Raw genomic sequence first — 24,468 nt, forward strand, 5'->3', positions numbered from 1 at the left:
CGAGCCACATAATCGGTCTGTTTTCCTTTTTTTTCTATCTCCAGTCTCATCAATTATGACGATTCTTCCTTACCAGCAGATGCTCAGATTGGGTGAAGAATTTTGAATGAAATCTCGCTCATGCCAAAGCTAAGATTGACCTTTGCTTTCTCCGTCTCCTATTGAAACGACATGCTCCTAAGATCCTAAATGGGTCCCATAAGTGGGCTTGATATGATGGGCTATAGAAAAAACTCCCCTTTAGCAATGGGGATGACTTGACCTCCGACTTCAACAGAAATGGTCTGCTGGTTCCGTTTGGCTCTCAGGCGTAATAGGGAGGGGCGATTAATTTCATAGCCTTGTTCGACTAGCACGTCAATATCCTGAGTTCCTAAATAATTCTGTTCCACTAAATAACCGGCAAAACAGCCATTGGCGCTACCGGTGGCTGGATCTTCGGGAATGCCTAAAGAATCAGCAAACATGCGGGCACTAAAGGTGTTTTCGGGGTAATGGGTTTCGGGACAAAATACAAAAATCTCTTTTGCTGGTTTATTTTCTATAAATTCAAAATATAAGGATTGTTCAATTCGACATCGTTTGAGGGCAGCTTGGGTTTTCAGGGGAACGATAATAAAGGGAATACCGGTAGAGACGGTTTGAATGGGGAAGCGATCGTCAATGTCTTCCGGTTCTAAACTCAGAATCGGGGCAAGGGCTTCTCTAGAATAAGTAGTGGTAAATTCTGGAGGGTTTTGCATCATCCATAATAGTTCTGTTTGAGCGTCGGTTTGCCAATGGACGGGAATTTGGCCAACTCGTAGATTTAAGGTAACTTCATCAACTGCCGATCCAATCAGTGCTTGCTGGATAATGTATGCGGTTCCTAGGGTGGGATGTCCCGCAAAGGGGAGTTCCTGGACTGGAGTGAAGATGCGGACTGGGTAGCCGCCATTTTCGGGGCGATCGCCTAAAATAAACGTCGTTTCTGAAAAGTTGATTTCCTTGGCGATCGTTTGCATCGTTTCCGTAGTCAACTCTCCAGCATTGAGGATGACGGCTAATTGATTGCCGCTGTAGGGTTTAACGGCAAAAACGTCAACAATATAAAAGGGGACAGAGGGCATAGGATCTCAGGCCAGTCATTGATTCAAGTTTAGTTTATCAAAGTTTTAGGGGCATTCAATATTAAGATATCCTAGAAGGGGAATACCTTATTGAAGCTTCTAAAACCAAAAAACCATGGCTCGAACTTCAGTCTATTGGAAAAGAAGTCTAAACGTGCTACTGGGCATTATTCTAGCGGTGATGATCGGACTCGTCAGTAGTCAGTTCTGGAGTGCGGATGGATTTGAACTCCGTCTGTTGCATACGAATGATCATCATGCCCATTTAGAACCGGTAGAGATAGGAGAAAAGGGGACATTGGGGGGGATTTCTAAACGCAAAACCCTGATTGACCGACTCAGAAAAGAAAGTCAACGTGCCGATCAACCCCTGTTACTTTTAGATGCAGGTGATGTATTTCAAGGAACACTCTACTTTAATACCTATCAAGGACAAGCTGATAGTAAATTTTACAATGCTTTAGAATATGATGCCATGACTCTAGGCAATCATGAATTTGATCGAGGTCAGGAGGTTCTAGCAAAATTCATTCAAAGCAGTGATTTTCCTATTATTTCAGCCAATGTAAAAGCAGAGGTGATGTCCCCTCTTTCGGGATTAGTCAAATCCTGGATTATTCTGAAAAAAAATGGGCAAAAAATCGGTATTTTTGGACTAACAACACCAAAAACGATGACTATGGCGGAGGTTGGGGAAGGGGTTGAGTTTTTAGATCCCGTTTCAGCAGCTCAACAGGCAGTTGAGGAGTTAACTCAGGAAGGAGTTAATAAAATTATTGCCCTGACTCATTTAGGAATTACTGAAGATCTGGAATTAGCCCGTCAAGTGGATGGCATTGATGTGATTATTGGGGGTCATTCCCATACGAGAATGGGGGATATGCCTAATGCAACTTATCCCTATCCCATCGTGGAAAAAACACCGAATGGTCAGCCAGTTTTAGTGGTTACCGATTGGGAATGGGGAAAATATTTAGGGGATTTAGATATTACGTTTGACCGCCAAGGACATCTACAACACTGGAAAGGCGATCTGCATCCTGTGAATGCAGAAATAACGGATGATCCCGAATTTCAAGCTTTTTTAGACACGTTTTCTGAACCCATTCGACAACTGAAGAGTAAAGTGATTGGTGAAACCCCCATTAAACTCAATGGCGATCGCCCCTATATTCGACAAGAAAAAACTAATCTGGGAACCCTGTTAGGAGAAGCTTTACTGGCGAAAACAGCAGGTAAAAAAACCGAGATTGCTATTACCCATGGTGGTGGAATTCGAGGGAGTATTCCTGCGGGAGAGATCACCATTGGAGAAGTATTAGAAGTATTTCCGTTTTCCAATACAATTATTGCAGTAGACTTAACAGGAAAACAAATTAAAGAGCTTCTAGAATATGGGGTGAGTCAAGTGGATAAACTTGATGGTTCTTTTCCCCAAGTGGCTGGACTTAAACTGGATTGGCAATCTGATTTACCGGTGGGTTCGCGGATGCTCAGTATCCAAACTCGACAAGTTGATGGGGCTTATCGTCCTCTGGATCTCGATAAAACCTATCGGGTAGTCACCTCTAGTTTTCTCTTCAAAGGAGGAGACGGATATACCTTATTTTCTGAAGGAAAAAATGTTGTTGATACGGGATATTTAATCTCCGATTCTCTGATAGAATATATCCGCGATCGCGCTAGCGATGCGGAGCCTTATCGCTCTGTCGTTAACCCGTAACACTTGGTTCTCCCAATCCCATGTTTTTATCCCGACTCAAAAAGCACCTAGGCTTATCTGAAGATCAACTGAAAAGACTGGGTGCTTTTCTTCTGCTAGCCTTGACTCTAGTGGGAACCCAAGGGTTAGCGTCCTTACTGGCTCGTTCTCTATTTTTAGCTAACGCAGGGGCGGATAAACTGCCGTTACTGTATACGTTAACGCCAATTTGTATTATCATTATCTCTGGCTTTTTTTCCCAAGTCATTGGTCGATTTTCCCATAAGCGTCTCTTGCAACTGCTCCTTTTGGGAAGTGCCCTGTTTATGTCAGGGTTAAGGATTCTGGGATGGTTAGATTATGGACTCTATATCCTATTTATCTTTTATATTTTTTCCGAAGTCGTCAGCGTGCTGGTGATTAAAATTGGTTTTTGGAATCTGGTAGCCGATTACTTTACGACGTTAGAACTCAAGCGTTATACATCCTATCTCAATTTAGCCTCTAGTTTAGGCTATTTACTGGCTAATACGATCGCCGGTATTGCCCTTCAGGTGATTGAACCCTCCGTACTGGTGATCGCACTGCCCGGATTATATGGGTTGGCGATCGCCGAAATGGTCTATATTGAAATTGACCAAAATGATATTGAAGTTAACGAACTCCAGCAGCAGCCCCAGAAACACGTAGAAACCCTAAAAGACTCCCTGCGCCAATTTCCCCAACTGATTTCTCGCTATCCCATTCTTCTGTTTCTGACGGCTAATACGTTTTTACTCTTATTAGTGCGCCTGTTAGGAGAATATCAATATTCAGCGATCTACGCCGACTCCCTAGACAATGCCCAACAATTGGCGAGTTTCCTGGCTTTAATGGCCGCCTTGTTAAGTCTATTGGAATTTGGCTTATCGTCCCTCGTTACTCCCTGGTTAATTCAAAAAATGGGAGTGCGACGTATGAATCTGATTTATCCCCTCACCACCTTAGCGAGTTTTGTCGGTTTATTTCTCGCCCCTGGTTTAGGTTCGGCGGTTTTTACCAACATTAACCAACGTTCCCTCAATTATGGCATGGCTGAAGCCGTGCGATTACTCAACTATAACGCTGTTCCTCCCCGAATTCTAGGGCGGTTTCGGGTTCTTAGTGAAGGTCTATTTTCCCCCATTGGACAAGTTTTAGGCGGTCTGATTCTCCTCAGTGCCCAACACTTAGGAAGTTTAACCACAACAACCTTACTCGGTATGGGTTTAAGTGTTATCCATAGTGGGGTGGGTTATTTCACCGGTCGCAGTTATCTGGACTCTTTAATGACCATGGTAACGGAAGGTTTGGTGAATTTAGATGGAGTCAAAACCGGATGGGTTACGCTCCCCTCTTCCTATCAAGAGGAAGTAAAAAATATGCTCACCAGTGGCGATCTCCAAACCCAGCTTTTAGGGTTACAATTAGCGACTCGTCTCCCTAACCCTAGCCAGGTTTTACCGGAAGTCAAAACCCTGTTTTCCCACACCCATCCCGAACTGCGTCAGGGAGTGGTTACCTTTCTGAGTCAAATTCCCTCCCAGGATCAACACTTTTGTACCCGAAACTTGTTAGACTCAACAGACCAGTTAGCACGAGCGATCGCCTTAGAACTGTTGATTTTATGTCAAGAACCCGTTCCCGAACCTGAGCGATCGCAATTTTGGGCAATGGGAGATGCTGAAATTCGTGCCCTAATCACCCTGGCAGAGCTGCAAACCTCAAAAACCTCATTACCAACCAATTTAGAGGCTTGGGCGCTTGAATTGCCCTCCCATAGCCAACAAAATCTCATCCATATCATTGCTCGCAGTTGCAACCCAGACCTGTTGATCCTGCTCGAACCCCTAATCCGCCATGCTCCCTTGGAAATACAGCAGCAGGGACTACGATATTTGACCACCCTAGAATGTCACAACACTCCCCAGATTCGGGAGTTAGTCGCCTCCCAACTCGGTCATTCCGATCCACAAATGAGAGCAACTGCCATTGAAATTTTGGGCAAAGCACCAGAAGAAAACTTATTCCCCTATTTAGCCCAAGCCTTAATGGATTGCCATCCCCATGTGCGCGAGCAAGCAGCCCTAGCCCTAGCCCATGCTGGAGAAAAAGCTCTGCACTGGGTCGAATCTTATCTAGAGTCCCCCCACTCAGAAGTCGTCGATGCAGCTATCTCGACCTTGGGATATATGGGCACACCTCGGGCTGAAGACCGCCTTTATGAGTATTTAGCGCCCGAATTGCACCAATTTAGCCGCAGTTGGGAATGGTTGCAGCAGCTTCCCGCAGACCGTCCCCAGTGGAAGCTTTTGGCGATCGCCATTGATGATTATCAAAAGCGTGTCTTAGAACGGGTGTTCCATTCCCTGTCAACCCTAGGGTGTAGCGCAACCCTAGATGCACTCAAACAGGTGATTCATTCCCACAATTTACGCGATCGGGCCAATGCGGTAGAAACTATTGCCTCCCTGCGCTATCGTCGATTTGTGCAACCCCTATTGCCCTTTTTAGAAACTTGGGCCAGCGGTCAATCCCTGGAACAGGAAATCAATGCCGATGCCCAATGGATGAAAACCCAAGGCTATAAACTGATTTTGGAATGCCTTGCGTCCCAAGACCGATGGTTAGAACTCGGTGCAATGGTGGCCTTGGTTGATATTCCCCGAACCCTGATCAAAACCCCAGACCCCCTCGTTCAAGACGTAGCAAAAACCCTATTTCCGGCTGGAGGTCTCATCTGTCATCAAAATCCAACCCTACAACGGATCTATATCCTTACCCGCGTCAATCTCTTCCGTTACTTTTGCTTGGATGAGTTACTGCTGATTAATCAAGAATTGATCGAAGAACATTTTGCTCCTCAAGAAGCGATCGTGGCCGAAGGTTCCCTACGTCACCATCTCTATATTCTTACCTCCGGAACTGCGCAGATTGTTAAAAGTGTGGGCGGGAGACAAAAAATCCTAGCTACCTTAAGTTCAGGGGATTACTTTGGAGAAGCGCAACTGTTTAATCAAAATCCTGCTTGGGTGGATGTGATTGCCGAAACAGATTGTACTTTACTCAAGTTAGAGAGCGATCGCTTCCTCGACCTAGTGTACCAAAAACCCGATATGATTCTGGAAATTTGCAAACGCTTTAGCGCCTTCCTCAAGCAAAGCCTAGAAGAAACCGAAGTTACCCTAGAGTCTCCAGTTCTAAGCTAATATAACAGTACAGTCACTGAGTATACATATAGCCCTGGGCGCTAGAGAATCGGGAATAGGGTTGTGATACAAAACTTAGTACTGTGTAGATGACAGAAGAGGGAAGGAACTGCTGATTAAGTCAATAATGACCTTCTTTTGATTATGAAGTTACATTTGCGATTGGTGTTAATTGTCCCATTTGTCTTACAAATATGTACCATAGTGGGCTTAACTGGATGGCTCTCCCTCCGCAATGGACAAAAGGCAGTTGGCAATATTGCGACCCAATTACAGACAGAAATTGGGGCGAGAATCGAACAACATCTCAATAGCTATTTAGGCAAACCCTACTTAGTTAATCAGAGTATTTTGAATGCCATCGCTCTGGGGCATGTTAATCTAGAACGCGATCCTAATTTAGCTCAATTCTTTTTTAAAAAGATGGGGTTATTTGAGCAAATTAGTTTTATTCAAGTGGCTAACGAAAACAGGGAATTTTATGGTATCCAACGGCTGGATGACCACAGCTTAAACATCTGGAATAGCGATCGCACGACGGATTATAATCTGCATGTCTATGCAACCGATCCTCAAGGGCAACCCACCCAAATCCTGAATATTTCACCGAACTACGATCCCCGGACTCGTGATTGGTACATTGCCCCCGCAACGAAGCATCAATCGGTTTGGAGTGAGATTTATACTTATTTAGCCAGTCCCAAACTTGCCCTAACCTTTGGAGATCCAGTGTACAATCCAGAGGGGGAATTGGTCGGGGTGGTGGCCACAGATTTTACTTTATTAGATATTAATCAATTTCTCAGCGAGTTAAAAATTGGGAAAACTGGGCAAGCATTTATTTTAGAGCGTTCTGGTCTATTGGTTGCTAATTCCACCGGAGAAAATCCATTTTCTGTTAATGCGGGAGAAAATACATTAGAACGCTTATTAGCTATTAACAGTGAAAATCAGTTGACCCAATTAACGGCTCAGTTTTTAGAGCAAAAGTTTGGCGACTTCAATCATATCTCTCAATTAGAAAAACTGATTTGCAAAGTCAATGGCAAACGACACTTTGTTCAAGTCTTGCCCTATCAAGATCGATGGGGGTTAGATTGGCTGGTCGTTATTGTCATGCCCGAAAAAGATTTTATCGCAGAAATTAATGCCAATACTTACACCACGATTGGGTTGTGTTTGCTTGCCTTGGCGATCGCCATTGGACTAGGGATTTATACCTCTCGCTGGATTACCAAACCCATACTAGATCTGGCACAATCGTCAGAAGCGATGTCTAAAGGAGACTTAGGTCAACAGGTGTCAGAAGGTGCGATTGTAGAATTAAAAACCCTAGCTACTGCATTCAACCGCATGGCACACCAATTAAAAACAGCTTTCAATAACCTAGAACAAAAAGTCAAAGAACGCACTACTCAATTAGCCGAAGCCAAAGAAACGGCAGAAGTTGCCAACCAAGCTAAAAGCGAATTTCTCGCCAATATGAGTCATGAATTACGCACACCCTTAAATGGAATTTTGGGGTATACCCAAATTCTCAAACAGGCTAAAGATACGGAGCATCAAGATCGCGGTTTAGAAGTGATTGAACAATCGGGAAACCATTTACTGAATTTAATTAACGATATTCTCGATCTCTCCAAAATTGAAGCTCGAAAACTAGAATTAAGACCTCAAAATATTCATCTCGCTTCTTTCTTATTTGGTGTCGTCGAAATGTCCCGAATTCCCGCAGAAAGCAAAGGGATTACGTTCGATTTTGCCTTAAATCCAGACTTGCCATCATCCGTAACTATGGATGAAAAACGATTGCGTCAAGTCTTGCTTAATCTGTTAGGGAATGCAATTAAATTTACCGATAGTGGAGGTGTGGAACTGAGGGTAGAAGCCTTACCCTTAGCAGACTCCAATAAAGCACTATTCAGGTTTACGGTGCAAGACACTGGGGTGGGCATGACTGCTGAACAAGTACGTAAAATCTTCTTGCCGTTTGAACAAGTGGGGAATAAAATACGACAAGCTGAAGGAACCGGTTTAGGGTTAACCATCTCCCAGAAAATTGTCCGTTTGATGGGGAGTGAAATTCAAGTGATCAGTAAACCTGGAGAAGGCAGTACCTTTTACTTTGAGGTTGAATTACCCATTGCGTCGGAATGGGTAGAAACGGATACAGTGAGCCAAATTGGACAAATAATCGGTTATCGAGGCGATCGCTATAAGATATTAATTGTGGACGATAAATCAGTCAACCGCGAAATCTTAGTCACGGTGTTAACCTCCTTAGGATTTGAATGTCAAGAGGCAGAACACGGGGAAGATGGATTTCAGCAGGCGATTGGTTTTCAACCGGATTTAATCATTACTGATTTAGTCATGCCAGTTTTAGATGGATTTGAAATGGTGCGTAAATTGCGTACCCTGTCCCAGTTTAAAGACACAATTATTATTGCTTCTTCAGCCAGTGTTTTAGCTAAAGATCAAGAAAACAGTTTAGAAGTCGGTTGTCAGGATTTTATTCAAAAGCCTGTGGAGCTTCAACAGTTATTTCAATGTTTGCAAAGGTATTTAAAACTTGAGTGGATTTATGAGGATATAATTTCCCCTGAGCCTGAACAGTCAGCCGTCAGTGATGATTGTGAAAAACTGCTCCCACCCCGGCATATTTTAGAACAAATTTATCAAGCCGCAAAAATTGGCGATATTGCGGAGATTGAAGCCTTAGCGCAACCCTTGGAACAGGATGAGCGCTATCGGAGTTTTGCAAATCGGATTTTGGTCTTAGTTACTAATTTTCAAGATATGGCGATCGTCCGATTAATTGAGCAGTCTTTAGATTCCTCAACCCTAGAGCAAACTTCAAATAACAAAACCTCTTAATGTATGAATCCCATTGTCCTCTTACAAAATCTCTCCCTCTTCCAAAGCCTGAGCTTAGACGAACTCATTTTAATCTCCCAAGAATTAGTCCAAGAACAGTTTTTAGAAAATGAAATCATCCTCCCCGCAGGTAAAGTGATGAATGCTTGTTATATTGTTGGATCGGGGACAGTGACCTCTTCTAAGCGCTCTGAAGACCAGTTAATCCCCATTAAGGAAATTTCCTCTGGTTCTAGTTTTGGCTATCTTGACCTCTTTGACGACTCACCTTCACAATTGCAATTTGTGGCTAAAACTGACTGCCAATTGTTCAAAATTGCTAAGAAACGTTTAATTAGTCTAGGTTACCAACGTCCACAGATTTTGATCTCTATTTGTCGCGATTTTAGTCAAACGTTACAGCAGGTTGTTTATCAACAATGGATGCAAGAGGTTAATCATTAGTAGTTTCAAGTTTCAAAATCTAATAGAGATTGCTGTGGATTGAAACTTGATCATTTTTGCCAGCCGATCTGCGGTTAGCTCAGTTTCAAAATCTAATAGAGATTGCTGTGGATTGAAACGAGAATTCAGCTCATAAGTTAAGTCGGAAAGATTGTTTCAAAATCTAATAGAGATTGCTGTGGATTGAAACTCTAATTCTTGCAATTCTCTAGCGCGATCACTGTTGTTTCAAAATCTAATAGAGATTGCTGTGGATTGAAACTACGCTCGCAATTGGCGCGCATTGGCTGCAAAAGACCAGTTTCAAAATCTAATAGAGATTGCTGTGGATTGAAACAAGAAGGTGAGGAACAGTCCGGGGTTAAAGAAGAGGTTTCAAAATCTAATAGAGATTGCTGTGGATTGAAACGCGATCGCCCTTGCTTCGTCCATTAATTGTTAATCCTGCAAGTTTCAAAATCTAATAGAGATTGCTGTGGATTGAAACGCGAAATTCGCACGAAATTCGCACGAAATTCGCACGGTTTCAAAATCTAATAGAGATTGCTGTGGATTGAAACTTGGGATTCTTCTGGGGATTCTTCTGATTGTGTTTTTTGGGGGTTTCAAAATCTAATAGAGATTGCTGTGGATTGAAACTTTCAACTCATGTGAGAGTACCCGTGATTATATTTCTTGCCGTTTCAAAATCTAATAGAGATTGCTGTGGATTGAAACATCGACTGGCAAACGCGATCGTTTACCCCATCAATCCCCCCGGTTTCAAAATCTAATAGAGATTGCTGTGGATTGAAACCCCAATGGCAAGCCTGAATATCACAGGTTTTTGCCTGAAGTTTCAAAATCTAATAGAGATTGCTGTGGATTGAAACTCATGATTTCCCCTCCAACCATTTCAGGTATCTATCGTTTCAAAATCTAATAGAGATTGCTGTGGATTGAAACAATCCTAATGCTCATCCCATCGACCGATTAATCAAGTTTCAAAATCTAATAGAGATTGCTGTGGATTGAAACCTTGAAATCTATATCTCTGGGAATTGCCTTGTGTTTCAAAATCTAATAGAGATTGCTGTGGATTGAAACGCAACCCTCAGCCCTTCAGGATCGTATCTGGATTTATACCTCGTTTCAAAATCTAATAGAGATTGCTGTGGATTGAAACGCTCTACAGCCGCTCGATATCTGCGCTCTCCTGCGTTTCAAAATCTAATAGAGATTGCTGTGGATTGAAACTCCTCTAGCTCGGTCATGCCCATTTCAAAGGCTTGTTTCAAAATCTAATAGAGATTGCTGTGGATTGAAACTTGCGTTAGTGCGGTTCTGCGGAAGGAATGGGTACTGTTTCAAAATCTAATAGAGATTGCTGTGGATTGAAACTCTACAATGCATTCTTCCTTTTCCCAATGGACAAGTTTCAAAATCTAATAGAGATTGCTGTGGATTGAAACTCCTGCCTCCTACTGGTTTTTGGGAGATAAGGTTTTCTGGGTTTCAAAATCTAATAGAGATTGCTGTGGATTGAAACCGCTTGCTGTAGAATCCTTATCAGCCATAGCTTTGACACTCAGTTTCCGACACTGAACCCCAAAGATGGCTGAATGAGAGACCTTGATCCTGCCAAAATCGCTGAAACCCTGACTGCATAAGGGCCGACGGTCGATTGAGCAGTTGAGTCCTTAGAAGTCAATCGGGATCGGGGCTGTAGCCTATCTCGGAATCACTTCAACTTAACATCTACCCTGTGTCGGAATTCTTCCAAAAGCGAATAGAGATTGCGGTGAATTAGAGGGCAATCCGAATATTCAGTTTTCAAGGTTCATGAATAACTAATCTCTATTAGAAATCGCTGGTTGATCTCACCAGCAGATTGCGGCTGCCGAAGCTACACCGCCGTATCCCTCGAAACCAGGGAACATCGTAAGATGTTAGGATTTACTATACCACCAAAACGCAAATTTCAACCACGCTTAATGATCTGTAAAGTTAGTGAATTCAAGGCCAATTTTACATCCGACCAGATCGCCATCATCCGTGAATATCAGGAAGGCTTGAGGCGGCTATGGAATTTTGCCCTAGGGCAACTGATCAACGCTGATGAAAATTGGCACTATGACAAGGTGTCTAAAACTTATGTCTCCAAATGTACCCTAGTCCGTCACCAAGTCAAGGATGACCTCTCAAAAACCTGGGTCGCCCATTCCCCCGTCCTTGACAGGCGCTCTCGGTGGATTGTCGCTGCTTGCCAAGCCTACCCCACAGCTACTACAAAAGCGGGCCACCAGAGAATGGCTGATAAAGATCATGTGTTTACCCGCGCCGAGGTTAAAGCCTCTGGATGGGTTGGGGGATATGGCTACTCCTGTCCCATCCAACGAGACCATAACCCGGGTCTAATTAGCAATTCAGCCATGAAGGACTCCAAACGAGGTTTAGGTATCCTTGCCAGAGCCAGAGATTTACAAGATCCAACAATTATTACCCCCGATTTGCTCAAAGACTTAGACCGTCAATTAATCCTCAACGTGCAACAAAAGTATCGGATGGGATTACTCGAACAACTAGGGGGCGCTTGGGATAAATATGTCAAAGACCGTTACAGTAAAGAATCCCTACGCCGAGGTAAGCCGAAATTCAAAGGAACGAACACCCCAGTGAATACCATTCGCCACCCCAACCCCAACGCGGGAGGGAAGAAACCCCAATCGGCTGATGCTGTCCGTGCTATTGGGAGCGATGTGCTGAAAATTCCTGGTTTTGGGGATGTCCACCTACCTGGACTCGATAAACGCTGGGGAAAGAGTCGGGTGAAAATTATGCAAATTGTGGAGAAAGCATCGGGTTTTTTCGTGCAACTCACCCGCGAAGAAACGCCCCGACGAGTGCGAAAGGTTGAACCGAGGGGATATGCCGGCATCGATTGGGGATGGAAAGAGGAGAATTATTGCTCGGTGAGTTGGGTGAATGAGGGGGGAGAAACCCGCAGTCAACAAATCAGTAAACCCCGGTTTTATCGAGAGTCCCAAGAGCAACTGGGAAAAGCACAGCAGAAACTGGACGAGAAGCTCTACCGTCGTCTGATTCTCTGGATTCATCATCCGGACACTAATCTCTTGGATTATGTCTCGGAAGGGGATGCGGATATTCTCAAAACTTGCCGCACGGTTGAGGATTTATGCGCCCATATTGGTGTTGATTTAAACGCCAGTACTATCCAACGCTTGCGCTGGAAACAGTGCGGAGACTCCCAAGGGGTGAAGGAGTGCAAACAGAAAATTAAACGTATCCACGAAAAAACGAAACGCAGACGGCGATCGCATCAATACCGCATTGCTTCCTATTTAACCACCTATTCGTCGGGTATTGCTGTAGAGGATGGACTACAGAAGAAAGTGGGAAAGGCAAAAGCCAAAGCGAAAGAAGACGGGAGCGGATTTGACAAAAATCAAGCATCGGCCGTTACAGGACAAAATAAGAGTAATCGAGACGCGGCGATCGGTCAACAGATTGACTTAATCGACAAGAAAACCCAAGAATTTGGCAAGTCTACCCAGCGCATCAAGTTCGCTGCTGACCTACCTTTATCCCGTATCTGCTGTAAATGCCTAGCCTATGACCCAGAAATGGACATCAGCAAGCCCGTCTATCATTGTACCCAGTGTGGGTATGAGGGCGATCGAGATGTTAACTCTTCTGCACTGATTGCCAAGATTGGACGTGAACCCAGTCTACAGAAAACCATTAAACAAAAGATCAAAAAAACGCGCAAAAAATCATAAGTAGGGGCAAAAAATCTTGCGACCTTACCATTAACTATTGCAATTTCATCGCTAACTCAGCCAACTTTTTTCCCAGTGCTTGTACCGACTCCTGTTGCCTTTGCTCCTTCAGTTGTCCTTGACTATCAAACTGTTCAAATGCATTTGGAATCGTCTTTTGATCTGGTAAAACAATTACGCCAATATTCTCCAAAATTGCTCGTAAATGCACCAATCCCCTTAAACCGCCTAATCCTCCAGGGGAGGTGCTCATAATTGCGGCCACTTTACCCCGAAAACAACTGAGCGCTAAAGGGGATTCATCTGGTTCTGAACGAGAGAGCCAATCGATGGTATTTTTCAATAACCCGCTAATGGAGCTATTGTATTCTGGAGAGGCAATTAACAAACCGTTGTGAGATTTGAAGAACTGCTTCAAGGCTAAAACGGACTGCGGAAATCCTTCCTGTTCTTGTAAATCCTGGTCATAAATGGGCATCGGGTAATCACGCAAATCAATAAACGTAACTTCTGCCCCCGCATCAGTAGCTCCTTGAGCAGCGATTTTCACCAGTTTTTTATGGAAAGAGTCCTGGCGAGCGCTGCCAGCAAAGGCCAGGATTTTAGTGGAGTTGGACATGATTAATTGAGTGAGAAAATGAGTTTTAAACCGTTTCATTCATCTCCCAGCGCGCCCTGAGCGGAGTCGAAGGGAGCGCTTCTCCCAAAGCAGGAGAGGGATATATAGTGTTTCGCGCTAGGCTTGCTTTGCAATAGCTTGTATGGCTTAGTTTCTAAGGCTTCAAGCTGTACCTCATAGAAGAGAGAAACGCTATCCCTCTTCTATCACTCTGGGACAAGTAAAATTGAAGTTTAATCCTCAAACTTACTCAGGGCATTATAGCGTGAACAATGATTTTCCTATTACCTATTACCGCGCGAAGCGCTGTAACAGCAACTAAGCTAAATCAAAGAGCAGAAATTCCGAGGATTCTTCCGCTTGTAAATTTAAGGTTTGGAGGTTGGCGATCGCGGCTCCATCTCCCGTTTCTAATACCATACCATTGACGGATAGTTTCCCGCGAATCATTTGTATCCATCCATAACGCTCTGGCGCAAAATTATAAGAGACCTGCACCTGTGGATCTAAAATCGACGCAAATATTTTTGCCTCTTGATGAATCACCACTGAACCGCCCTCACCATCGGGAGAAACTAACAATCGCAGTTGATTTTGTTTCGATTCTGGACTAAAATACTCTTGTTGATAGCCTGGCTTCAGACCTTTTTGATTCGGTGCAATCCAGATTTGTAAAAAATGGGTCGTATCCTCTTGAGAATGGTTATACTCGCTATGGGTTACTCCGGTTCCAGCGCTCATAATCTGGACATCTCCGGGATTAATCACCGACCCATTGCCCATGCTATCTTTATGTTCTAACGCACCGTTAATTACATAAGAAATGATTTCCATATCTCGGTGCGGATGGGTTCCAAATCCAGAACCTCCTTGAATTCGGTCTTCATTAATCACTAAAAGATGGCGAAAGCCTTGATATTTTGGATCGTAATAACCGGCAAATGAAAAGGTATGATTCGACTTTAACCATCCATGGTTTGCCTGTCCTCGTTCTGAGGATTTACGAAGCACAATTTGTGGTGTTTTTAAGGGTGCGTTAACCATAACAGAAAGACCCAGCTCAACTCTTAATCATTAGTTTAGTTCAGCTCAACTGAGCCTGTAAAGACGGTACTTCAAAGTGCCATAGTACCCAAAAAGTAACGATGCACAGTCCAATTGAGTCCTCAACTCGCCTAACCTGCGCCGTAGAAACCACGATCAAAGTGATTGGGGGACGGTGGAAAGTTCTGATTTTGCGCGAACTTTTCTCTGGGGTGAAACGCTTTGGGGAACTGCAACGGGCAATTTCTGGAGTAACGCAGAAAATGCTGACTCAACAACTGCGAGAAATGGAACAGGATGGACTCATCGATCGCGTCGTTTACTCTCAAGTGCCCCCTAAAGTGGAGTATTCCCTCACTCCCACTGGACGCAGCTTAGAGCCAGTCTTGACTGCGATGCACAATTGGGCGATTCAATACAACGCTTCGCGCGGTAAAGGTTAATCCATTCCCTATTCCCCATTCCCTATCCACAAACCCCTCGATCGCCCTCTTCCCCATTCAGACTATTGACCAAATAATCCCGAACCCAATCACAGCCTAAATCCAGGGGATTAGCGGTGAGGATATCATCCATATTCCAAACAATCACCTTGCGATCGCTGCTTCTAGATATCAATAACTGACCATCTGGGCTAAATTGTAAGGCAGTGACAGCCCCTTCATGGCCGCTGAGAACATGCGATCGCCGGCCCTCCCGATCCCAAAGTTCCACCGCATTATCTAACGTCCCCACTGCTATCGAGCGACCATCAGGACTCACGTCTACACTATGTAAGCCGCGATCTGCCTGGAAAACTTGCACTGCAAACGTCTCTAAATTCCACAAGCGAATGGTTTGATCTTGACCCACGGACACAAGAAACTCACCATCAGGACTAAACGCCACATCAAACACACTCGCTTGATGTCCATCCAAAGTTTTTAATAACCTTCCATCCACATGCCACAGTTTAACCGTAGCATCGGAACTGGCAGTCGCCACTAACTGACTATCGGGACTAAAGTCTGTTCCCCAAACAATCGACTGATGACCTTGAAGCACACTCACGATAGACCCATCTAACCGTTGAATCTCAATCGTGCCATTGTTAGAGCCATAGAGAGGGAGAACCATCTGACGATCCTGACTAAAACTGACTTTCCGAACACCGTCATTTTTGCCCGCAACAGCTAATCTCAGACCCGCATCTCGTCTCCAGACTTGCCCTGCGGTTGTCTTCACCTGGCCATCGGAATGTTCGTTTTTCCAGACTCCAATCTTATGAGGGTAGGAACCGGTTAAGGATTCAGGAGAAGACTGCCAATGATTAAGGGTTTCAGTCAAATCTAGTAACGGTAATTGGCGGCCATCCTGACTGACCAGGGTCTGGTTTTGGCGATCGCTTTCAGCAAAAATAGTCTGTAAGGGATGGGATAGTCGCCATAATTTCACCCTTGTATCCGCACTTCCAGAAGCTAGAGTCTGACCATCGGGACTAAAATCCAGGGCCCTGATCCGACTGCGATGACCAACTAAGGTGGCTATCTCTGTACCCTCGACTGTCCAGATTTTCACGGTGCGATCGTCGCTAGCCGAGGCTAAGATCTTACCCTGGGGACTAAAGCGCAGATTCCAGATTTGTCCCTGATGTCCTTCTAAGGTTCTCAGTTCTTGAGGGTGAGGACTGGCTAAGTTCCAGAGTTTGATCGTCTGGTCTAAGCTAGAAGAAGCCAGGGTTTGGCCATCGGGACTGAAAACGATATCAGTGATGGCATTCTGGTGACCGTTGAGGGTCGCTTGGCGTTTGCCCTCTAATGTCCATAAAATAATCGTGCGATCTTCACTCCCAGAAGCGAGGATTTGCCCATCTGGGCTAAACCTCACCGTTCGCACTCCACTCTCATGGGGCAATGTTTTGAGTAATTGACCCTCCAGAGTCCAGAGTTTAACTGTACCATCCCTACATGCGGATGCCAGGGTTTGGCCGTCAGGACTGAAGGCAATGCCAAAGATAATGTTGGTATGGCCGGTTAAAGTCTTAAGTAATTCACCCTCCCTTGTCCAGAGTTTAAGGGTATTGTCCATTGCAGCAGAGGCAAGGATTTGACTATTGGGGCTAAAGGTAACAGCAATGACGGGCGCTTGATGACCTTGGAGGGTTTTGAGCAGAGCGCCTTCAGGTGTCCACAGTTTAAGGGTATGATCGGCGATCGCCGTAGCAATCAATTGCCCATCTGGACTAAAATCCAGTTCAGGAATTCCGGCTTGATTCCCCGATAAAATATTGGCTTCAACAATTTCATAGATTCCCTGTTCTAGGATTCTATCAACCTGTTGGTTTAAGGTTGAAGAACTATTATTCAGACTGTGTAGGCGACGTTTGGCTTTAATTCCTTCAACTAAAGCCAGCAATTTTTTATCAGCAATCAGGAGTCCCCTAGAGGAAGAAACCAACGCTCTAATTTCACTAATTCTGGCTTGTTGTTCGCTCAGTCTCGCTTGTCGAAATTGCCAAAAGGCTAGGATTCCCAATCCACTGGCAATCAGTAGAGCAAGACTGAGAACCCAGAGAAATTGGCGTTGTAAGTGAGCGAGATGTTGTTCTTGTTTTAACCGTGCTTCTACCTCTTTGGTGCGATCGGCTTCGAGGGCAGTTTGTACCGCTTGCCGATCCACCTCAACCGATGCCGATAAAAACTGATAATCCTCATTACTTAAACGTTTTCCTTGGGCCCAAACTTGGGCATCCTGAAGTGCTTGTCCTCGCAATAATCGGGACGTATCCGTTTGACCACTGATCGACCAAGCCTGTAACATTTGGGAGTAAGGGCGCAGATCATTTAATTGCTCTCTCACCCAGTCTTGATTAAAAATTTGCTCATAAATCCGAGTTTTAACCCGTAATACCCCCTTTTCCTTGATCGCCAAACCGGATAAGATCAGTTCAATCTGTTCCCAACTATCGTCATTGTGAACTCTCTCCCCTTGGAGGATACGCTGGTAAACACTCAAGAGTCGGGCACTGTGCTGGGGATTGTCGAGCAGGCGATCGCGGATTGTTTTTAAGTGTTCCGGTTCATCTTGAGATTGCCATTGATCGAGAATTTTTTCCCGGACAACTTGCTCGACCCAAAGTTCTTCATTTCCAGCTAATAATTTTGCTGATTTTTCATCGATCTCTTCACTCACTTGGGCAAGAGTTTTAAACAACTTTTGGCTCAGAAAAGGCTGTCCATTTGTCCAATACAAAACCCGCTTGATAATTCGATTCAGATTCAGGTGATTTGCTGATAATTCCTGAGCTAAGGGTTGCATCTCAGAAAACGTAAATCCATTCAATTCTATGGCTGTGCCAATATTGAAGGGAGTTCGGGATGGATCGGCAATTAAATCGGAGGGAGTCGCCACCCCAAAAATGGCAAATGTTAATCGATTATAATCCGGTTCTAAAGCACGTTGATTGTAGCAAAAGCGAATGAAAGCAAAAAAATCATTAATCGGGAAAGGCAAACTTAAAATACTATCAATCTCATCAATGAAAATGACTAGATTTTCTTGCTCAAATGTGGCAAACAAAATATCATAGATGAATTGGGTTAAGCGCTGGGTGATGGATAAACTCTCTTGAGTTTTCCACCATTCCTTTAAATTAAATGTCTTAAATAACTTAAATCCTCGTCTTAATTCACTTACGATCCCTTTATACCATTGTTCGGGAGTGATATGTTCACTGCCAATACTGGTTAAATCAACTGTGGCACATTTCCATCCTTCCTGCTCTAATTGATATCGGGTTCTGACCAATAGAGACGATTTGCCCATTTGTCGGGAATTTAAAACATAACAAAATTCACCCTTCTTCAACGCATTATATAACTGAGTGTCAGCCTGTCTTTGAATATAACTTGATGAATCTTTTCTTAAGCTACCACCAACCTGATAGATGGACATAATATAAATTAAAAATTACTTTAAAGTGACTTGATCCCTACCTTTTTCCTTGGATTGGTAAAGGGCTTGATCGGCTCGTTTGAATAGGTCATCTGGATGATCTTTGATGTAAGGAATGATACTAGCAATTCCCAGGCTAATCGTAACAATTTTAGACCCGACTTTAGAATTGATATTCTCAATTTTTAAGCTTTTGACTGCCTCCATAATATCTTCAGCCAGGTTCAGGGTAACAATCGGATTCTTCCCTGACAAAATGATGGCAAACTCTTCGCCACCATAGCGAGCCAGCAGATGATCGGTATGGTTGAGGCATTGGGCTATCTTTCGTGCTACTTTTTGTAGGCAGCGATCGCCTTCCTGATGCCCATAAGTATCATTATACTCTTTAAAGCAGTCAATATCAACCAAAACCAAGGAAATAAATAGCGTTTCTTTTAAGCATCTATTCCATTCATTTTCTAAGTAACTGTCAAAGCGGCGACGATTAGCCACTTGAGTTAAACTATCCGTATGAATCAATTGTTTTAGCTTTTGATTTTCCTGTTCTAGTTTTTCCAGATGCTGATTTGATGGGGAAGGCGTGATAAAGGCATAATTCAAGAAGAAATCGCGATAAAGTTCACAGGAAACTTGAGCGCGATCGCCCACAATACTGACTAATCCTAGACTCTCCAACTTATAAGCAACTCTTGGTTCTAAAACCAATCCTTCTTCCTCAGAGACTAACTCTTGAAATTGCTTAAATAGCTCGGCATCCTGCTGTAAACTCCCCCATTTCTTTTGTAAATGACGCTTATATATTTTTGTTTTCAACACATCATTATCTAGAAAATCTTTTAAGCATAAGTTAGATCGACAAAGAGAGTAAAAGAGTAAGCGAACTAAATAAGGGTGACCACCTGTTACGTTCATCACATATACCAGATCTGATGGATCGACTAAAGTCAATTTATGTCGCCTTAATAATTGTTCAACTTGTTCTATAGTAAAGGGGGGGAGTTGGATCGGAATGCCTACATTAAACGGAGATTGATTCAAATTGAACTTAACATAATTTTCCGTAGAATGGACAACAATCCATCGAAATCGATCAAACTCACTGACTTGTCTAGATTGTTCATACCAAAACCGCAACAAAGACAAAAAATCCTGAGCTAAATTTGGATAATCAAAGATTCGATTCACTTCATTGAGACTTAAGACAATTGGCGAATCTAAATGCTGCAAAATATATTCTTCTAAATATAACGTGCTACTGGCTTTAGCTCCGATTTCTTGATCCCAATACTCATCTAATTCATTCGGCAATTTGAGAGCTAAAGTTATTTTAATACAAAACCAACGTAAAAATCTATTTAAACTTGTATAAATAGATTCATCAATTTCCTGAAAGTCAATGGTAATTGTTGGATAACTTAAGGATTGAGCATGGGCAATAATCCGAATTAAGAGAGAACTTTTCCCCATCTTATGAGGCGCTTTAATCCGAATCAGACTGCCTGGTTTTTCTAACTCAGTACAAACTTCTTCTTCAATCGGGAACCGTTCAATATAAAAGGGAGAGCCAATAGGAACTGGGGAATATGGAGCTTCTATAGACCAGATTTGTTCAGAAGAAAAATTCATTGACTCACCCTCATTATAGGTCATGGGTAATGGGTAATGGTCAACTGTTTTTCATTTTTTATACAGATTGACTCCGATTGGTTCCTCATTACGGCCATACTCTATAGGATAGCAGATGTATGAGGAGTGTTTATCATTGCATGGCCTCTAATACTGGCAGTACAGACTTGGGTAATAACTTATTCTTAAACCAGATAATTGGGATAGGACACTCTTCTATCTTAACTCCAGCTTTTTCTAAATTCAAGCGGTCAGAGATGGCTAGAATTAAAGCTTTATCATCAATTTGTTTCACTTGATAAAACTTTTTCTGTAAATAACTCGGTCGCCAATAGCCCACAATTTCTAACAAAACTGACCGCCCATCGGGATGGACAAAGCGAAAATCCGGAATCATCACACTCCCGGGAATGGGGATTAAATCGACTTCTCGCTCTAAAACCCAATCGGTTTTCTGCTTGGCCCAGCGATCGGCAAAAGCGGATTCGAGCATACTATCATAGGATTTGCCAGGGGGATAGTGACTGACTAATTGACATTGAGAATCTAAAGAAAACTTACCTTGTTTGGGTGCGCCAGTATAGAAATCACGAGTTTGCAAATTAGCTTCTATGCTCCACTTTGTAACATGTAGTAGAGCGGGAATCAACTTAGCTAAAGCGAGTCCATAGCGGGTACTCACCCGTAGTAAACTGGATGGCCCATCAATAGTAATCGTAAATCCATGGTCAGCATCTCCTTCAATATAAGACATCAGTTGAAAGAGTTTTAAATAGCGGAATAAGAGCTTATATTCTCCAGGAACATTGCGATGGGCATTAATTTTAATATGGGTGGCGCGATAAAAAATTCCTTGGACTTGGGAAAGATTATAACGGTGGAGGAGTGGCTCAGGTTCTGGGGGATCGAATTGGGTAAAGATACGATTTTCGATTAAATCAGAATAAAGCCCTTGACGCAACTCATCAATAGCAACTTCTCGCTTCAGTTCTTGGCTCAAACTTTCGGCAACTTGATTTAAGGTTTGTTCTGTCCAGTCTAGTCCCGGCCGACCTTGGGCAGCTTGGGCAAAGATGCGTTGTCTGAGGAGGGGAGGGTCGAGGGGACTGATGGTTTCAAACGTAGAAAAGCTGCTTTTCAATAAATGAGCGAGTCCGCGCTTAATGCGAAAATCGGGACTTTCGCCTTCAAATTCCTGTAAGCTGCGATCGAGTTTTTTTTGGGGTTGACTGATATGATCTTGAAAACAGGCAATTAAGTCGGTGGCGATGCCTATCCAATAGCGGTCTAATTTTAATCGTTTGGGAATGATGGTTTCACCGCTATAGCGATAAATGAGTAATTCGCTCGGCAGCATGATTAATTAACAATTAAAAATCAATAATGGGTCTAGTAAATCATTGTAGTGGACTGTTTTACCTAAAATAGGGCTTTGTTTGGTGTAAACACGAAGAGTGCTTAAAAGCCTAGCTGGAGAGGGTTAAAACCCTCACTACAAACAAAATCTAATGTAGTTTGGGTTGAGGAACGTTTCGCTTCGCGACATGTTCATGTCCGCCTTGCGGAAACATGTCGGCTTTGCCGAAAACCCAACCCTATTCCCTATTCCCTGATGTAAGAATCCAATTTACGGCATCAGCTAAATCTGTGGCGATATAATCGGGTCGGGTATGGTGTTGATAGTCTCCGGAAAGTACCCGCGAACCATAGCCGGTTTGGACTAAAATGCCTTGACATCCGGCATTATGGGCCATATCAATATCGGTGGCTTTATCGCCCACCATAAAACTAGCACTGAGGTCTAGATCGTGTTCCCATGCGGCCGCGACTAACATGCCGGTATTGGGTTTGCGCCAGGTACTCCATCGGGCAAATTCCGGGTTAGTACCGCCTTCTGGGGGGCTGAGATAGGGGCACACGAAGAGGGTATCTAAGACGGCTCCAGCTTCGGTTTCTAGGAGGTTACAGAGGCGCTGATGGAGGGCATGAACATGATCCATACCATAATAAGAACGGGCTGGGCCAGATTGATTGGTGACTAAACAACAGAATAAGTTGCGATCGTTTAAACGACGTACAGCTTGAGCAACACCGGGAATGAGATTGAGGTCTTCTACTCGATGGATATAGCCGACTTCCTGGTTAAGGACTCCATCGCGGTCTAGAAATACGGCAGGTTTCATGGGGATAGGGGGATGGGGGAATAAGGGATAAGAAAATAATAGCGATCGCCGGCCAAAGGTTGCCAAGAACCGATAACAGTTGAATTGGACATGAATTAACCTTACCAAGGCATACCAAGTTGGTTCAAGTTAATAACCATCGCTGATTGAAATGATTGAGGATGAAACCAATCAACTTTATTTAAGTCCGATAAGTGTTTGGGAAGCTCTTTTGTTGGCAGAGAAAAAGCGAGTTGTTTTAGAGCCAAAAAGTTCGCTTTATTTACAGACATTTTTCCAATTTATAAATCCAGTAAACAAGCTGGGTAATTGGTGGAATCAAAGAGAGTACAGTTATGACGACTATCCTATTAATTAGTGGTATATTTGGATTTATATCCTTTTCTGGATTGACAAAAAAACATCGCAAAACCCAGGAAACATAAGCAAATAACTGAAAAATACGATCCAATAATTTCCGATATATTTCCACTGGAATGTGTTTCCTTCCAACATCTCAAACACTTGGATGTAAACGGCAAAATAATACATCTCATCTCTTCAGTAGCAATGGTAGCCAGTAGTCCCAAAATCATCCCAACAATTGCGACTCTAATTTCCCGACTCATAGCTGTTTTATAATTTGATGACATCAACTCCTAATATAAACCGTCACCGAGAGCGAGCGAATGTTTGTAGTGATTGCTCTAGCCCTCTGTAGCTAGGCTTTTAAGCACTCTTCGTGCTTACTACAAACAAAGCACTATTTTAGGTGAAACAATCTACTACGGATAGAGTTAATGCGTAAGTCCTGTCAAAGTTATAGCAAGACGCTTTGCCCATTCTCCGACCTTATTCCCTATTCCCTAGCGCGAAGCACCTCTGCCCTCTCCCATCGGCTTTGCCCAGGGCAGAGCCGATGGGAGAAGGAGCTGGGAGATGAGGGCAAACAATAGAGTGCTAACTGCCGAGAATTTTCTCCAGCACCATTTGGGAGGTGATATCTGCCATTTTGCCCGTAGGGGAGGAAATACCGATATATTTATCGCTGGCAGGGAGTAATTTTTTCGGTTCTGTGGGGCCAAATAGGGCAATGGTAAAGGTTTTCACGGCCACAGACAAATGCATAGGGGCACTATCGGTACAAAGCATTAAATTGGCATTGGCAATCATAGCTGCCAGTTTACCTATATCTGGTGGAGACGTGACCTTCAAGTTGGGATTTCCTTGTAGGAGTTGGTTAACCAGAGCTTCATCTTCAGGGCCTTTCAGTACCACTATGGGTAAATCTGGCTGTTGCTGGTTGAGGGTTTGGACAATTTCTTGCCATTTTGCCACCGGATAAATTTTATCAATGCCTTTGGTTTGGGCTAATTGGCTAGACCCACCGTGAATTAAGAGATAGCCCCCTTCACCAATACCGAGGTCTTGCTGCTGCTTTTCGGCCCATTCAATGTCTTTTTTGGGCACATTGATGGAGAGTTCGGGACAGGGGCTGGTGATGCCCAAACCTTGGAGCAGGTCATAATACATATGAGCCGCATATTGCTCGGTTTTCAGGGGAATGGGGTTAGAGAGGAACATTGACCCCGGGCCTTGATAACTGATGCGGGTAGGAATACCCGTGAGCCAGAGAAGGAGTCCAACTGTCCAGCGTTGACCGAGGGAGAGGGCAATTTCATATTCGCGATCGCGTAAAATGCCCAATAGGTTTCCCCAGTCTGCTGGAGAGTTGCGGTCTTTGAAGTCAAAGGCAAACACATCGTTGACGGACTGACTGACGCGATATGCTCCCTTTGACCGAGGTTCAACAATGACATCGATTTCAGCTTTGGGATAGGACTGTTTCAGGCGATCGAGAGTCGGGAAAAACAAGATTTGATCCCCAATGCCACCCGGAACAAGGGCTACTACTTTCATGACCTTCTGTAGAATGTATGAAC

At 43.6% G+C, this 24,468-nt stretch carries 14 protein-coding genes and 1 CRISPR repeat array; of the genes, 6 read left to right on the forward strand and 8 right to left on the reverse strand.

What is annotated here, in order from left to right:
- Positions 1–221: 221 nt before the first annotated feature.
- Positions 222–1,109: a PhzF family phenazine biosynthesis protein gene (locus tag PN466_RS12670; RefSeq protein ID WP_271940002.1), complete on the reverse strand. Its 888-nt coding sequence runs from the start codon at positions 1,107–1,109 to the stop codon at positions 222–224.
- A 115-nt stretch (positions 1,110–1,224) separates the two neighbouring features.
- Here PN466_RS12670 and PN466_RS12675 point away from each other — a divergent pair, with 115 nt between their 5' ends.
- From PN466_RS12675 to PN466_RS12695, 5 genes are all read left to right on the forward strand, one after another.
- On the forward strand, positions 1,225–2,832 hold the full coding sequence (locus tag PN466_RS12675) for a bifunctional metallophosphatase/5'-nucleotidase (protein ID WP_271940003.1): 1,608 nt from the start codon (positions 1,225–1,227) through the stop codon (positions 2,830–2,832).
- Positions 2,833–2,852: 20 nt separating this feature from the next.
- Positions 2,853–6,038, forward strand: coding sequence for a cyclic nucleotide-binding domain-containing protein (locus tag PN466_RS12680; RefSeq protein WP_271940004.1), 3,186 nt, complete (start codon positions 2,853–2,855; stop codon positions 6,036–6,038).
- A gap of 144 nt (positions 6,039–6,182) precedes the next feature.
- Positions 6,183–8,915 (forward strand): hybrid sensor histidine kinase/response regulator, encoded by a 2,733-nt coding sequence (locus PN466_RS12685; RefSeq protein ID WP_271940005.1) that lies wholly within the window; start codon positions 6,183–6,185, stop codon positions 8,913–8,915.
- A 3-nt stretch (positions 8,916–8,918) separates the two neighbouring features.
- Positions 8,919–9,359, forward strand: coding sequence for a Crp/Fnr family transcriptional regulator (locus PN466_RS12690; RefSeq protein WP_271940006.1), 441 nt, complete (start codon positions 8,919–8,921; stop codon positions 9,357–9,359).
- Between the two features lie 9 nt (positions 9,360–9,368).
- Positions 9,369–10,887: a CRISPR direct-repeat array (repeat unit 37 nt; unit sequence GTTTCAAAATCTAATAGAGATTGCTGTGGATTGAAAC).
- Between the two features lie 397 nt (positions 10,888–11,284).
- Positions 11,285–13,138, forward strand: a complete 1,854-nt coding sequence (locus PN466_RS12695) for a zinc ribbon domain-containing protein (protein ID WP_271940007.1) — start codon at positions 11,285–11,287, stop codon at positions 13,136–13,138.
- 34 nt (positions 13,139–13,172) lie between these two features.
- On the opposite strand, the gene PN466_RS12700 is transcribed toward PN466_RS12695, so the two are convergent.
- Together PN466_RS12700 and PN466_RS12705 are read right to left on the reverse strand one after the other, a co-directional pair.
- On the reverse strand, positions 13,173–13,757 hold the full coding sequence (locus PN466_RS12700; RefSeq protein ID WP_271940136.1) for an NADPH-dependent FMN reductase: 585 nt from the start codon (positions 13,755–13,757) through the stop codon (positions 13,173–13,175).
- 318 nt (positions 13,758–14,075) lie between these two features.
- Entirely contained in the window at positions 14,076–14,801 is a 726-nt protein-coding gene (locus PN466_RS12705; protein ID WP_271940008.1) for a pirin family protein, read from the reverse strand.
- 101 nt (positions 14,802–14,902) lie between these two features.
- On the opposite strand from PN466_RS12705, the gene PN466_RS12710 reads away from it, so the two are divergent.
- Positions 14,903–15,244: a winged helix-turn-helix transcriptional regulator gene (locus PN466_RS12710; protein WP_271940009.1), complete on the forward strand. Its 342-nt coding sequence runs from the start codon at positions 14,903–14,905 to the stop codon at positions 15,242–15,244.
- A gap of 22 nt (positions 15,245–15,266) precedes the next feature.
- On the opposite strand, the gene PN466_RS12715 is transcribed toward PN466_RS12710, so the two are convergent.
- The 5 genes from PN466_RS12715 to PN466_RS12735 all read right to left on the reverse strand — a co-directional run bounded on the left by PN466_RS12715 (position 15,267) and on the right by PN466_RS12735 (position 24,445).
- Positions 15,267–18,734, reverse strand: a complete 3,468-nt coding sequence (locus PN466_RS12715) for a WD40 domain-containing protein (protein WP_271940010.1) — start codon at positions 18,732–18,734, stop codon at positions 15,267–15,269.
- 15 nt (positions 18,735–18,749) lie between these two features.
- Entirely contained in the window at positions 18,750–20,363 is a 1,614-nt protein-coding gene (locus tag PN466_RS12720; RefSeq protein WP_271940011.1) for an AAA-like domain-containing protein, read from the reverse strand.
- 133 nt (positions 20,364–20,496) lie between these two features.
- Positions 20,497–21,720 (reverse strand): DUF790 family protein, encoded by a 1,224-nt coding sequence (locus PN466_RS12725; RefSeq protein WP_271940012.1) that lies wholly within the window; start codon positions 21,718–21,720, stop codon positions 20,497–20,499.
- 238 nt (positions 21,721–21,958) lie between these two features.
- Positions 21,959–22,546, reverse strand: a complete 588-nt coding sequence (locus tag PN466_RS12730) for a D-glycero-alpha-D-manno-heptose-1,7-bisphosphate 7-phosphatase (protein ID WP_271940137.1) — start codon at positions 22,544–22,546, stop codon at positions 21,959–21,961.
- A 939-nt stretch (positions 22,547–23,485) separates the two neighbouring features.
- Positions 23,486–24,445 (reverse strand): glycosyltransferase family 9 protein, encoded by a 960-nt coding sequence (locus PN466_RS12735; RefSeq protein WP_271940013.1) that lies wholly within the window; start codon positions 24,443–24,445, stop codon positions 23,486–23,488.
- Positions 24,446–24,468: the final 23 nt, after the last annotated feature.

This window comes from Roseofilum reptotaenium CS-1145 (assembly GCF_028330985.1).
Classification (GTDB): Bacteria; Cyanobacteriota; Cyanobacteriia; order Cyanobacteriales; family Desertifilaceae; genus Roseofilum; species Roseofilum reptotaenium.

Bases quoted from the DNA above. Each gene is read 5' to 3' on its own strand.
- PN466_RS12670 (WP_271940002.1), bottom strand. From the start codon at position 1,109: ATGCCCTCTGTCCCCTTTTATATTGTTGACGTTTTTGCCGTTAAACCC.
- PN466_RS12675 (WP_271940003.1), top strand. From the start codon at position 1,225: ATGGCTCGAACTTCAGTCTATTGGAAAAGAAGTCTAAACGTGCTACTG.
- PN466_RS12680 (WP_271940004.1), top strand. From the start codon at position 2,853: ATGTTTTTATCCCGACTCAAAAAGCACCTAGGCTTATCTGAAGATCAA.
- PN466_RS12685 (WP_271940005.1), top strand. From the start codon at position 6,183: ATGAAGTTACATTTGCGATTGGTGTTAATTGTCCCATTTGTCTTACAA.
- PN466_RS12690 (WP_271940006.1), top strand. From the start codon at position 8,919: ATGAATCCCATTGTCCTCTTACAAAATCTCTCCCTCTTCCAAAGCCTG.
- PN466_RS12695 (WP_271940007.1), top strand. From the start codon at position 11,285: ATGTTAGGATTTACTATACCACCAAAACGCAAATTTCAACCACGCTTA.
- PN466_RS12700 (WP_271940136.1), bottom strand. From the start codon at position 13,757: ATGTCCAACTCCACTAAAATCCTGGCCTTTGCTGGCAGCGCTCGCCAG.
- PN466_RS12705 (WP_271940008.1), bottom strand. From the start codon at position 14,801: ATGGTTAACGCACCCTTAAAAACACCACAAATTGTGCTTCGTAAATCC.
- PN466_RS12710 (WP_271940009.1), top strand. From the start codon at position 14,903: ATGCACAGTCCAATTGAGTCCTCAACTCGCCTAACCTGCGCCGTAGAA.
- PN466_RS12715 (WP_271940010.1), bottom strand. From the start codon at position 18,734: ATGTCCATCTATCAGGTTGGTGGTAGCTTAAGAAAAGATTCATCAAGT.
- PN466_RS12720 (WP_271940011.1), bottom strand. From the start codon at position 20,363: ATGAATTTTTCTTCTGAACAAATCTGGTCTATAGAAGCTCCATATTCC.
- PN466_RS12725 (WP_271940012.1), bottom strand. From the start codon at position 21,720: ATGCTGCCGAGCGAATTACTCATTTATCGCTATAGCGGTGAAACCATC.
- PN466_RS12730 (WP_271940137.1), bottom strand. From the start codon at position 22,546: ATGAAACCTGCCGTATTTCTAGACCGCGATGGAGTCCTTAACCAGGAA.
- PN466_RS12735 (WP_271940013.1), bottom strand. From the start codon at position 24,445: ATGAAAGTAGTAGCCCTTGTTCCGGGTGGCATTGGGGATCAAATCTTG.